This window comes from Pseudomonas sp. ACN5 (assembly GCF_002303975.1).
Lineage (GTDB): Bacteria > Pseudomonadota > Gammaproteobacteria > Pseudomonadales > Pseudomonadaceae > Aquipseudomonas > Aquipseudomonas laurylsulfatiphila.
This window is the reverse complement of record NZ_MRCP01000022.1, coordinates 73,291-85,670: the sequence shown is the minus strand read 5'-3', so window position 1 is coordinate 85,670 and position 12,380 is coordinate 73,291. Positions and strand designations below refer to the sequence as shown.

At 59.4% G+C, this 12,380-nt stretch carries 11 protein-coding genes; 7 read left to right on the top strand and 4 right to left on the bottom strand.

All coding sequences use genetic code 11. The features are described from left to right. Positions 1 to 80: 80 nt before the first annotated feature. Positions 81 to 1,001 (bottom strand): choline ABC transporter substrate-binding protein, encoded by a 921-nt coding sequence (choX, locus tag BSF40_RS28835; RefSeq protein ID WP_095967887.1) that lies wholly within the window; start codon positions 999 to 1,001, stop codon positions 81 to 83. A 15-nt stretch (positions 1,002 to 1,016) separates the two neighbouring features. Further along, complete coding sequence (gene betC / locus BSF40_RS28830; RefSeq protein WP_095967886.1) at positions 1,017 to 2,531, bottom strand: choline-sulfatase; 1,515 nt, start codon at positions 2,529 to 2,531, stop codon at positions 1,017 to 1,019. A 114-nt stretch (positions 2,532 to 2,645) separates the two neighbouring features. On the opposite strand from betC, the gene BSF40_RS28825 reads away from it, so the two are divergent. Then, positions 2,646 to 3,596 carry a LysR family transcriptional regulator gene (locus BSF40_RS28825; RefSeq protein ID WP_015092868.1) on the top strand — a complete coding sequence of 317 codons (951 nt, stop codon included), beginning with the start codon at positions 2,646 to 2,648 and terminating at the stop codon, positions 3,594 to 3,596. Positions 3,597 to 3,640: 44 nt separating this feature from the next. Here the strand turns inward: BSF40_RS28825 and BSF40_RS28820 are convergent, their stop codons facing one another. Continuing rightward, positions 3,641 to 4,306 carry an NAD(P)-dependent oxidoreductase gene (locus tag BSF40_RS28820; RefSeq protein ID WP_095967885.1) on the bottom strand — a complete coding sequence of 222 codons (666 nt, stop codon included), beginning with the start codon at positions 4,304 to 4,306 and terminating at the stop codon, positions 3,641 to 3,643. An 83-nt stretch (positions 4,307 to 4,389) separates the two neighbouring features. Between BSF40_RS28820 and BSF40_RS28815 the strand changes: the two genes are divergently transcribed. Further along, a complete protein-coding gene (locus BSF40_RS28815; protein WP_095967884.1) occupies positions 4,390 to 4,716 on the top strand; it encodes a DOPA 4,5-dioxygenase family protein in 327 nt (108 codons plus the stop codon). On the opposite strand, the gene BSF40_RS28810 is transcribed toward BSF40_RS28815, so the two are convergent. Further along, a complete protein-coding gene (locus tag BSF40_RS28810) occupies positions 4,717 to 5,118 on the bottom strand; it encodes a GFA family protein (protein ID WP_015092871.1) in 402 nt (133 codons plus the stop codon). A 417-nt stretch (positions 5,119 to 5,535) separates the two neighbouring features. On the opposite strand from BSF40_RS28810, the gene BSF40_RS28805 reads away from it, so the two are divergent. From BSF40_RS28805 to BSF40_RS28785, 5 genes are all read left to right on the top strand, one after another. After that, positions 5,536 to 6,843, top strand: a complete 1,308-nt coding sequence (locus BSF40_RS28805; protein ID WP_095967883.1) for a CitMHS family transporter — start codon at positions 5,536 to 5,538, stop codon at positions 6,841 to 6,843. An 85-nt stretch (positions 6,844 to 6,928) separates the two neighbouring features. Further along, positions 6,929 to 7,696, top strand: a complete 768-nt coding sequence (locus tag BSF40_RS28800; protein WP_095967882.1) for a TerC family protein — start codon at positions 6,929 to 6,931, stop codon at positions 7,694 to 7,696. A gap of 287 nt (positions 7,697 to 7,983) precedes the next feature. Beyond that, positions 7,984 to 9,642 (top strand): Na/Pi cotransporter family protein, encoded by a 1,659-nt coding sequence (locus BSF40_RS28795; RefSeq protein WP_095967881.1) that lies wholly within the window; start codon positions 7,984 to 7,986, stop codon positions 9,640 to 9,642. A gap of 56 nt (positions 9,643 to 9,698) precedes the next feature. After that, the gene (locus BSF40_RS28790; protein ID WP_095967880.1) at positions 9,699 to 11,075 is read left to right on the top strand and encodes a pitrilysin family protein; all 1,377 of its coding nucleotides are present in this window, start codon (positions 9,699 to 9,701) and stop codon (positions 11,073 to 11,075) included. Between the two features lie 231 nt (positions 11,076 to 11,306). Further along, positions 11,307 to 12,335, top strand: a complete 1,029-nt coding sequence (locus BSF40_RS28785) for a DUF5924 family protein (RefSeq protein WP_095967879.1) — start codon at positions 11,307 to 11,309, stop codon at positions 12,333 to 12,335. Positions 12,336 to 12,380: the final 45 nt, after the last annotated feature.

Here is a 12,380-nt window from a genome sequence, read left to right as displayed (position 1 = left end):
CGCGAAGGCGGTGGGTCAGACAACATTAATGTCGACTGATCCACCGCCTTCGCGAGCAAGCCCGCTCCCACAAGTATTGGTTACAACTTGGCTTTGACCGCCGGCAACGCATCCTTCCCATCCACGGTCTTCACTCCATCAAGCCACTTGTCCAACACCGCGGGGTTGGCTTTGATCCACGCCTTGGCTGCGTCGGCGTTACTGACTTTGTTGTTCACCACCTCGGCCATGATGCTGTTTTCCATGTCCTGGGTGAAGCTCAGGTTGGTCAGTAGTTTGCCGACGTTCGGGCAGGCCTGTGCATAACCTTTGCGGGTCAGCGTGTGCACGCTGCCGGTGTCACCGAAGTACTTCTCGCCACCCTTGAGGTAATGCATTTTCAGTTGCACGTTCATCGGGTGCGGGGTCCAGCCGAGGAAGGTCACGAATTTCTGCTTTTTCACCGCGCGGGACACTTCCGCCAGCATGGCTTGCTCGCTGGACTCCACCAGTTTCCACTGGCCCATGTCGAAATCGTTTTTCTTGATGATCTCTTGCAGCGAGATGTTCGCCGGTGCACCGGAGCCGATGCCGTAGATCTTGCGGTCGAACTTGTCGGCGTATTTGTTCAGGTCGGCAAAGTTATGCACACCTGCATTCCATACGTAATCCGGAACAGCGAGGGTGAATTCGGTGCCGTCGAGGTTCTTCGCCAGTTGCGTGACATCGCCATTGGCGACGAATTTGTCATAGAAGCCCTGCTGCGCCGGCATCCAGTTACCCAGGAACACATCGACCTGGCCATCCTTGAGCCCGCCAAAAGTGATCGGCACCGCGAGGGTGTCGACCTTGGCCTTGTAGCCCATGCCGTCCAGCAGGAACCCGGTGATGGCGTTGGTCGCGGCGATGTCGCTCCATCCCGGGTCGGCCATCTTCACGGTCTCGCAACTCTGATCGGCAAACGCCGATGCACTGCCCAGAGCCAGGAGCCCGACCGTCAGTACTGTGGATAACCTTTGCATGGACTTCCCCTTACATTATTGGTTTTGGCAGGGTTGTGGATAACGTGCTTTACGTTCCAGATCGTCGAGGTCGATGTGGTTGCGCATGTATTGCTGACTGGCGTCCACCAGCGGCTGGTGATCCCAGCTCTTCAGCTTGCCGAGGGTCAGCGCCTCGGCTACGAAACGCCGGCGTCGCTGGCTGGCGAGCACCTGCTGGTGGATGGCTGGAATATTCCACTTCGCCCGCGCCTCAGCGAGAAAATCGTCGAACAGCTGGCGATGTTGCGGCGAATGGCTGAGTTCTTCCAGTTCGCGAGGGTCATTGTGTACGTCGAAGAGCAGACAAGGGTCATCTTCGCTGTAGATGAATTTATAGGCACCGCGGCGGATCATCATCAGCGGGCTGATGGTGCCTTCGGCCATGTATTCACCGAACACTTCATCGTGGCCACCCTGCCCTTGCAGGTGCGGCACCAGCGAGCGGCCGTCCAGCGGCAGGCCCGGTTCCAGCGAGCCGCCGGCCAGTTCGACGAATGTCGGCAACAGGTCCGCCGTGGAAACACTGGCGCTGACCCGGCTGGCCCCGAACTGTCCCGGTGCGCTGATCAGTAGTGGCACCCGTGCAGCCATTTCATACCAGTGCATTTTGTACCAGAGGCCGCGCTCGCCGAGCATGTCGCCGTGGTCACCGGAAAACACGATGATGGTGTCGTCGATCAACCCGGTATCTTCCAAGGTTTGCAGGAGTTTGCCGACGTTGCTGTCGATATAGCTGCAGGCGCCGAAATAGGCGCGGCGGGCATCGCGAATCTTGTCCACAGGCAGTGGCTTGTCCCACAGGTCATAGACCTTGAGCAAACGCTGCGAGTGCGGATCGAGATCATGCGGGTCCGGGGTTGCAGGCAGCGGGATATCGGCATCGTCGTACAAATCCCAGAAAGCCTTGGGAATCGTGTACGGATCGTGTGGGTGAGTCATGGAAACGGTCAGGCAGAACGGCTGGTCGCCATCCTCGCGGATATGGTCGAACAGGTACTGCTGGGCCTTGAATACCACCTCTTCGTCAAAATCCAGCTGGTTGGTGCGCACGCACGGGCCGGCTTGCAGCACCGAGGACATGTTGTGGTACCAGGTCGGACGCACGTCCGGCTCATCCCAGTTCACTGCCCAGCCGTAGTCGGCCGGGTAGATGTCACTGGTCAGGCGCTCTTCGTAGCCGTGCAACTGGTCCGGCCCGCAGAAATGCATCTTGCCCGACAGGGCGGTGCGGTAGCCGAGGCGGCGTAAATAATGGGCATAAGTTGGTACGTCGGCGGGGAAATCGGCAGCGTTGTCGTAGGCGCCGATCTTGCTCGGCAACTGGCCGCTGACCAGGGTGAAACGCGACGGCGCACACAGGGGGCTGTTGCAATAAGCCGAGTCGAACACCACGCCTTGTGCGGCGAGGCGGCTGAGATTGGGCAGCTTGATGGGCGATGGACCGTAGAACGGCAACATTGGCGCGGCCATTTGATCGGCCATGATGAAAAGAATGTTCTTGCGCTTCATGTGATCGCGGCATTCCATAGTGGATGTTTATGCGAGAGTGCTGGCTTCGAGAATGAAACCCAAGCTCTTTGCGGTAAAGCCCATGCACGGCAATGACTAGGATAAGCACAGCTTATGTATGACGCCCTTGGTGACCTGTCACTGGATCTGCTTCGTGCCTTCGAAGCGGCAGCCCGTCAGCGCAGCTTTACCGCGGCGGCGGTTGAACTCGGCACCACGCAGCCGGCCATCAGTCAGCAGATCAAGCGCCTTGAAGAACAACTGGCGACTCGATTGTTCGATCGCATTTATCGCGGTATCGAGCTGACTGAAGCCGGGCTGATACTTTTTCAGCAGGTTCAGCTCGGATTGCAGAATATCGACGCAGGATTGAGCGCAATCAGTGCCCAGCAACAGCATGAAGTGCTGCAGGTGGCCACGGATTTTGCCTTCGCCGCCTATTGGTTGATGCCGCGTCTGCATCGCTTTCACGCGGCCAATCCGCAGGTGGATGTCAGCCTGGTCACCAGTGAACGCAGCCATAACATGCTACGTACCGATATCGACGTGGCGGTACTGTTCGGCGATGGCCGCTTCAAGCAGGGTGAAAGCCATTGGCTGTTCAGTGAGGAAGTGTTTCCGGTGTGCAGCCCGCAGTTGCTGAGTGAGCGCTCCCTGCCTTTGCCCCCCCAGGCATTGCTCGAGTTTCCGTTGCTGCATCTGCGTGGGGAAAACAGCAGTAACTGGTTCGACTGGAGCGGCGTATTCCGCGAATTGGGCATCACCTCGCCCCCGGCGCCCGGGCAACTGCGTTTCGACAATTACACCTTGCTGATTCAGGCGGCGATTGGTGGTCAGGGCGTGGCCATCGGCTGGCGCCACCTTGTGGATAACTTGCTGGCGCAAGGGCTGTTGTGCCGACCGATCGGCGAAACGGTGATGTCCCGGCTGGGCTATTACGTGGTTTTGCCCCAGCGTAAACGGCGCGGGGTGTTGATCCAGCAGTTTGTGGATTGGTTGATGGCTGAGCAGGCGGGTAGCGCGGAGTCGTTAACGGGGTTGGCGTTTCCTTCGATTGCGGTTTGAGCGTCAAAAGATCGCAGCCTGCGGCAGCTCCAGGAGCAGCCAATTCAAGGTTCCGAGGTCGCGATGAAACTGACGTGCTCGCGGATGTGCAGTTTCAGGTGCAATTCATCGGCAATGCCCACGGCGGTGCGAGCCAATCGCCCGAGCGGTTCGGCCAGCCCCGGCTCGAGGTTGCCACCGGGTTTGGCGAAATGTTCGATGGTCAGCCCCGGTACCCCGCGCGGTTCGTTAACCAGCGTCCACTGCAAAGGACTGCTTTGCAGTGCCTCGCGGATTTCCTCTGCGGCGTGACGTTGCAGGCTGTCCTCGAGCTCTGGCTCGTCCAGCACTCCGAAATCTCCCACCAGAAACAGCCGGGCAACGCCTGCTCCTTGCAGGCCTTCAATCAAGGCGTCGACTGCCAGCACTTGCTCGACCGGACCCGGTACGATGGTTTTTTCCACGTGTTCGCTGTTGAACGGTAAGCCTGGAGCGTCCAGCAAGCAGATGACCACGGAGCTGCCGGCCACACTCTGCTTGACCCGTTGCGCGTCGAACAGGTCGCCAGTCTTGGTACGCAGCCCCGGACGGGGTGCCAGCGCATTGAGGTCATCGAGAATCGCGATCACTTCATGCTGACGTCTTAGCATTTCAGCCATCAGCGCACTGCCCAGGCTACTCATGGCACCATAAAGCACCACTTTCACAACGGGGGTTTCGGCATTTTTCATGGCTGAACCCTTTTTCCAGCGTCTATATAACGTGTGACCCGCAGGAAAGGGTGAGGGTTCGAACAGCTTTCAGAGGGATTGCGATGCAGCAGATCACGGGCTATCACGCCCATGTTTACTTCGATGCCGACTCGATCGGGCAGGCGCGGGCACTGTGTGAGCAGGCGGCGCAATTGTTTCCAGTGAAAATGGGCCGTGTGCACGAGCGCCCGGTCGGTCCACACCCGGACTGGAGCTGCCAGTTGGCGTTCGAGCCGCAGGTGCTGGGCGACGTGCTGCCGTGGCTGGCGCTCAATCGCAAGGGCCTGGTGGTGTTTCTACACCCGGACACCGGCGACGATCGGCGTGACCACACCGAGCATGCGATCTGGATGGGCGCGATTCGACCGCTGGATCTGTCTGTTTTTTGATCAGAGTGTTTCTTCAGCCTCGCCGGGCAAGTGTTCGTCCAGATGCAGCCACGGCAAGCGGCTGTCAGTCCAGATGTGCCGCTGCGCCGGGGCCTGCTCGGGGTGGTCGAGGGTGGCGATGGTCAGGTCGATGCTGTCCGGGCTCAGGTGCGTTACCACCGCCAGTTGCGCCCCGCAGTGACCGCAGAAATAACGCGCGCAGGTGGATGAAGAGTCGTACCGCGACGGCGTCCCGGCCAGCCATTGAAAGGCGGATGCCGGCACGGTGATCCAGGTGGTCACGATGCCGCCGCTGACCCGTCGGCAAATCGAACAATGACAGTGGACGATATCGTGCAGTGGCCCGCTGAATTGATAGCGCAGCTGCCCGCAGTGGCAACCGCCGGTGTGAACATTGTTCATGACATTCCTCCTGCTGCGTTATGACTGACGCCTTCGCGAGCAAGCCCGCTCCCACATTGGCTTTGTGTACGACACAGATCCAGTGTGGGAGCGGGCTTGCTCGCGAAGGCCGTAACCCGGTTCACCTCCCTGCCCCCGTCCGACGACCGGTCGTGCATCCGGTCAAAGCTTTCAATTGCGAAAGCTGGCTGAAAGCTTCCCCGATTAGGATCGCCGCCACTACCGGCAAAAGACCGGTGGCCAATGCGAGTGTTCGATTGCTCGAAAGGCCCATTTAACAACAACAATGGTGATTCTGATGTCCTCTTCTACCCGCCACTTCGCTGTGCCTCCGTCCGTACCTCTCGTGCTTCCCGTTCTGCGCTGATCCCGCCCGATCCGCCCATTCCCTAGCCGCGCTACGCCTGGAGTACTCCCATGCTGACTTTCCTTGGCTTCGCCATGGTCATCACGTTCATGTTCCTGATCATGACCAAGCGCCTGTCTGCGCTGATCGCCCTGATCCTCATTCCAATCATCTTCGCCCTGTTCGGCGGCTTCGGTCCCAAAATCGGCCCGATGATGCTCGAAGGCATCACCAAGCTCGCGCCGACCGGCGTGATGCTGATGTTCGCTATCTTGTATTTCGCCCTGATGATCGACTCCGGCCTGTTCGACCCGGCCGTGCGCAAGATCCTCAAAATGGTCAAGGGCGACCCGCTGAAGGTTTCGGTCGGCACCGCTGTACTGGCGCTCGTCGTGTCCCTCGATGGTGACGGCGCGACCACTTACATGATCTGTGTGGCCGCCATGCTGCCGCTCTACAGCCGTATCGGCATGAGCCCGCGGATCATGGCCGGCCTGATCATCCTCGCCGGTGGCGTGATGAACATGACCCCATGGGGCGGTCCGACCGCCCGTGCCGCCAGCGCACTGCACGTGGACCCGTCGGCTATTTTCGTACCGATGATCCCGGCGATGCTGGCCGGTGTGGTGGCGATCCTGGCTATCGCTTACTTCTACGGCAAACGTGAACGTGCGCGCCTGGGTGAACTGCACCTGGTGGGCGATGAAATCGACCACAGCGAAATCAGTGTTTCGCAGTTCCCGGATGCCCGTCGTCCGAAGCTGATCTGGTTCAACGGCGCCCTGACGCTAGGCCTGATGTGCACCCTGATCGCCGGCCTGCTGCCGTTGCCGGTGTTGTTCATGGTGGCGTTCAGTATCGCCATGATCGTCAACTATCCTTGCCTGCAACAGCAGAAGGATCGCGTCGCGGCTCACGCCGGTAGCGTACTGGCCGTGGTCGGGCTGATCTTTGCGGCCGGCATCTTCACAGGTATCCTGACGGGCACCGGCATGGTCGATGCCATGTCGAAAAGTCTGTTGTCGGTGATTCCGGATTTCCTCGGCCCGTACCTGGCAGTGATCACGGCGCTGGTAAGCATGCCGTTCACCTTCTTCATGTCGAATGATGCATTTTATTATGGCGTGTTACCGGTACTTGCCGAAGCTGCCAGTCACTACGGTATAACCGCGGTGGAAATGGCACGTGCCTCGATCGTCGGTCAGCCCGTCCACCTGTTGAGCCCGCTGGTTCCATCGACCTATCTGTTGGTGGCCCTGGCCGGTATCGATTTCGGTGACCACCAGCGCTTCACCCTGAAGTGGGCAGTGCTGGTTTGTATCTGCATACTGATTGCTGCACTGCTGTTGGGGACTTTCCCGATGTTCAGCACTCTATAAGCCCAAGACTCACCACTTCGGGTCCAGGCTTCGCTGTTTGAAGCCCGGGCCCTTTGTGGTTTAACAATCGCTCAAAGGAATACACATGGAATGGCTGACCAACCCTGAAATCTGGGTTGCCTTCTTTACCCTGACCGCCCTGGAAATCGTCCTGGGCATCGATAACATCATCATGATTTCGATCCTGGTCAGCCGCATGCCCAAACACATGCAGGCGCGTACCCGGATTTTCGGTCTGGCGCTGGCCATGATCACGCGAATTCTGCTCCTGTTGTCGATCACCTGGGTCATGCGCCTCACCGCCGACCTGTTCGTCGTGTTCGGCCAGGGCATCTCCGGACGTGACCTGATCCTGTTCTTCGGTGGTCTGTTCCTGTTGTGGAAGAGCTCGCAAGAGATGTACCACGCCCTGGAAGGTGAAGACGAAACCAACGAAGAGCCTTCGGGCAAGGGCGGCAACTTCCTCTACACCATCATCCAGATCGCGATCATCGACATCGTGTTCTCCCTGGACTCGGTCATCACCGCGGTCGGCATGGTCTCCCACGTACCGGTCATGGTCGCGGCGATCATCGTGGCGGTGTTGGTGATGATGTGGGCTTCCGGCACCATCAGTGAATTCATCGACAGGCACCCGTCGCTGAAGATGCTGGCGCTGTCGTTCCTGTTGATCGTCGGTACCGTGCTGATTGCCGAATCCCTGGACGTGCACGTGCCAAAAGGCTACGTCTACTTCGCCATGGCGTTCTCGCTGGCGGTGGAAGCGATCAACATCAAGATGCGCACGGCCATCGCGAAAAAGAAGAAACAGCAGGATCCGGTAAAGCTGCGCAAGGACATTCCGGGCCAGTAACCCGGTAGCACGCAATACCCTGTGGGAGCGGGCTTGCTCGCGAAGACGGTGTGTCAGACAACATTAATGTTGACTGATACGACGCCTTCGCGAGCAAGCCCGCTCCCACTTTGTTTTTGGCAGGTTGCATGAACCGGATTTCATGACAGTTTTGTTTCAATCCCTTCTTTGGCTATGCGATGCTGGCGCGCAGACCGTTAGCCAACTACAGCTTAAGTACAGAACGTAGAACGTCGCGCGGTACCGTTAACTTGCTCCTTTGGGGCGCTACACCACAGGGGGTCATTATGCTCACCCTGCTCAATTTGCTTTCCGCCGTGGCCCTGCTGATCTGGGGCACGCACATCGTCCGAACCGGCATCCTGCGGGTCTACGGCACCAATTTGCGCCATGTCATCAGCCATAACATGGCCAACCGCTGGCTGGCTTTCGCCTCCGGGATCGCCGTGACGGCGATGGTCCAGAGCAGCAACGCCACTGCCATGCTCGTCACCTCCTTTGTCGGCCAGGGCCTGATGGCGCTGACCCCGGCGCTGGCCACCATGCTTGGCGCGGACGTCGGTACGGCGCTGATGGCACGAGTGCTGACGTTCGATCTGTCGTGGCTGTCGCCGTTACTGATTTTTGTCGGGGTGATTTTCTTTCTGTCGCGCAAACAGACCCGACTCGGGCAGTTGGGCCGTGTCGCCATTGGCTTGGGGTTGATCATTCTGGCGCTGCAACTGATTGTCGAGGCGGCGCATCCGATTACCCACGCCAAAGGGGTGAAGGTGATTTTCGCCTCACTCACTGGTGACATCCTGCTCGACGCCTTGGTTGGCGCGCTGTTCGCGATGATTTCCTATTCAAGCCTGGCCGCCGTGCTGCTGACGGCGACCCTGGCGGGTGCCAACGTGATCAGCCTGCCGGTGGCCATCGGGCTGGTGATCGGCGCCAATATCGGCAGCGGCATACTCGCCTTCCTCAGCACCAGCATGCAGAACGCCGCCGGACGCCAAGTGGCGCTGGGCAGCCTGTTGTACAAACTGATTGGCCTTTTATTGATCATTCCGGTGCTCGACCCGTTGGTGCGCTGGCTTGATGGCCTGGATTTCAGCCCTCAGGAAATGGTCATTGGCTTTCACCTGCTCTACAACACTGTGCGCTGCCTGATCCTGCTGCCCAGCCTCAAACCGATGGCCAGGTTTTGCGCCTGGGTGCTGCCGGAGCGCCCGCTGGCCAACGGCACGGCCAAGCCCCGGCATCTTGACCCCACGGCGTTGGTCACGCCCGGTCTGGCGCTGGCCAACGCGGCCCGGGAAACCTTGCGCATGGGCGACCTGATCGACAACATGCTCGAAGCCATGCTTGACGTGTTGCATGGCAAGCAAACCGCAGTCACCCAGGAAGTCCGCCGCCTGTGCGACGATGTCGAAGCGCTCTACAGCGCGATCAAGTTGTACCTGGCGCAAATGCCGCGGGAAGACCTCAGCGATCAGGACAGCCGGCGCTGGGCGGAAATCATTGAGCTGGCGATCAACCTGAAGCTCGCCAGCGACTTGATCGAACGCATGCTGCGCAAGATTCAGCAGCAGAAAACCTCGCAGCGCCGGTCGTTTTCCGAAGTCGGGCTGGAGGAACTGACCGGACTGCACACTCAGTTGATTTCCAGCCTGCGGCTCGGGATGTCGGTGTTTCTCAGTGGTGATCCGGAAAGTGCGCGCCAACTGGTGCGTGAAAAACGTCGTTTCCGCGCACAGGAACGGCGTCTTGCCCACGCTCATGTCAGCCGTTTGCAACGTAAAATCGTGCAAAGTATCGAAACCAGCTCGTTGCACCTGGAGCTGATCGCCGACATGAAGCGTCTGAATTCGCTGTTTTGCAGCAGTGCCTACGTGGTGCTGGAAACATCGGACACCGGTGCGCTGGTGGTCGACGATTTGAGCGACATCACTCATTCACCCTGAACGTCCACAGTCGCCTGAAGTCTGTTGAACTTACGCTGGTCGTATGGAAGCTTGTTATGCGTTGTCTGTTGTTCGCCTGCCTGTTGCTTGGTTCACTCCCGTCATTCGCCCTGGATCGCTTCCAGGTCGAGGGCTACACGCTGCGCAATGGCTTGCAGTTGCTGCTCAAACCCGGCACTGATCGCGGGCATGTGGCAATCCGGCTGGTGGTCGGCGTTGGCCTGGACGATTTCGACTGCGAAGAAAAGGAATTACCGCATCTGCTGGAACACCTGTTGTTCAGCGGCATTGACGCCAGTGGCGAAGGTGGCCTGGAGGAGCGCATGCAGGCCTTGGGCGGTGAGTGGAATGCCTTCACCAGCAATGCCGATACGACTTTCGTCATCGAGGCCCCGGCGAAAAACCAGCGTAAGGTACTCGACCTGTTGCTGGCGCTGCTGACCCAGACCCGCTTCGACGACAGCGCGATCAACGCGGCCAAGCAAGTGGTCGAGCGTGAAGATGGCGGCCACTACTCACACCTGCAACGCTGGCTCGATCGTCAGGACCTCGGCCACACGGCCAGCAACCAACTGGCCGTCGAGTTGGGCCTCAAATGCCCGGAGCGTGCGCAAGTCGATGGCCTGACCCGTGAACAACTGGAGCAGGTGCGCAAGGACTGGTATGCGCCGAACAACATGACCCTGATCGTGGTCGGCGACCTCGACAAGCTGCTGCCAGCCTATCTGGAGCGGGCGTATGGCACGCTGGAAGCGATCACCCCCGGCGAGCATCCGCCGCTACCACAAATCCAGGCCAGCGCCGCCCATGAGCGCACCTTGCCCCGTGGTCTGGTCGGCAACGGCGCCAAGCTGCACTGGCTGGTGCCGGAGCCGGTGCTGGAAGATGGGCACGACCAAACCTTCGATTTACTCAAGGACTATCTGGATTGGGCGCTCTATCGCCAGCTGCGCCTGGCTCATGGTTTGTCCTATGGCCCTTGGGCGGAGCGCGAAGTGTTCGGCGGCGTGGGTTTCATGAGCCTCAATGCCGACCTTGAGCGTGACGACGTGTCCGAGGCCGAACAAGTGCTCGACGACTTGAAGGCCGGACTGCTCAGGGACGGCCTCAATGCCGACACCTTCAACCGCCTGAAGCAGGCTGCGATCGCCCGCCAGGCCTGGGCCGTACAAGGCAACAGTGCGTTGGCCGACTACTATTGGAGCGCCATCGGAAACTACGAGGACGGCCGTTTCGCCAACCCGTCCCGGGAGCTGCAAGGGGTGACGCTGGAAGAGGCGAACAAGGCCGTGCGTGAACTGCTGTTGCAGCCGGGTTATTTGCGGATCGAGAAGCCGTTGTTCAGCTATGACCAGTTGATGTGGTTGGTGGTTGGTGGGGTGGGCTTGATCGTGTTGATGCTGGTGGGCTGGCGTTTGCATCGCAGGAAGTAATCATTCTGTTTGGCAAGAAAACTCCTTGTGGGAAACACAATCCTCTGTGGGAGCGAGCTTGCTCGCGATGAGGCCATGTCATTCAACATCAAAGTTGACTGATCCGCCGCCATCGCGAGCAGGCTCGCTCCCACAGGTTGCGTGGTGCAACTGACCGCAAACTCTCGCCACAGCGCCGCACCAGCGGTACCCTGTCGAGGTTTTTTCCTACAACCACTGTGAAACCGCCGAATGCAAAACCTGCCCCGTTTCGTACAGCGCATCCTCGAATTGATGAAGCGCTACCCCGGGGTCATTGCGCTTGCTGGTTTCATCTCCGGGGTAGGCAGTTTCATCCTGGTCGATCGCCAGCAAGGCCTGGCGAGCTGGATCACCACCATCATGCTGATCAGCTGGATCTGGCTGATGCTGGAGAACACCCTGACCAAGTTGTTCACGCGCATTTTCAAGCGCGAAATCCCGGAACCCTTGCTGCGTTACGCAACGCAGATGATCCATCAGGAAAGCCTGTTTTTTGTCCTGCCGTTCTTCTTCATTACCACGACGTGGAACAGCGGCCAGTTGTTTTTCACCGGGCTGCTGGGCGTCGCGGCACTGATTTCGATCATCGACCCGCTGTACTACAAGTGGCTTGCTCCACGACGCTGGGCATTTCTGGCCCTGCACACCCTGACCCTGTTCGCCGCGCTGCTCACCGCGTTGCCGGTGATCATGCACCTGACCACAGCGCAAAGTTTCAAATGGGCGCTGGGTATCTCGGTGCTGCTGTCGTTCCCGAGCCTGGCGTCGATCTTCCCGATTCGTACCCTGCGCAGTGCGCTGGCGATTTTGAGTATCACTCTGGGCATTGGCGCCGTCGGGTGGGAGCTGCGCTCGTGGGTGCCACCGGCGACGCTGTGGATGACCGACGTGGCCATCAGTACGCAAATGCAGGACCGCACGCCTGGTGCCAGCCTCGACGAAGTCAGCGCCGAGCAGATTCGCAACGGCGGGCTTTACGCCTACACCGCGATCAATGCCCCGCGTGGCCTGGACGAGCGGATTTATCACGTCTGGCAGTTCAACGGCAAAGAGGTCGACCGTATCCCTCTGGATATTCGTGGCGGGCGTAAGGAAGGTTACCGGGCCTGGACCCACAAGCAGAATTTCCCGGGCAACCCGGCCGGCAAATGGCAGGTCCGGGTGCTGACCGAAGATGGCCAGGTCATCGGCGTGCTGCGTTTCAAGGTCACGGACAGCACAGCGATCAAAGAAAAGTAGTGCGGTTCGTGCTATTACGTAGAGCTGCCTAATCACTGAACAAGC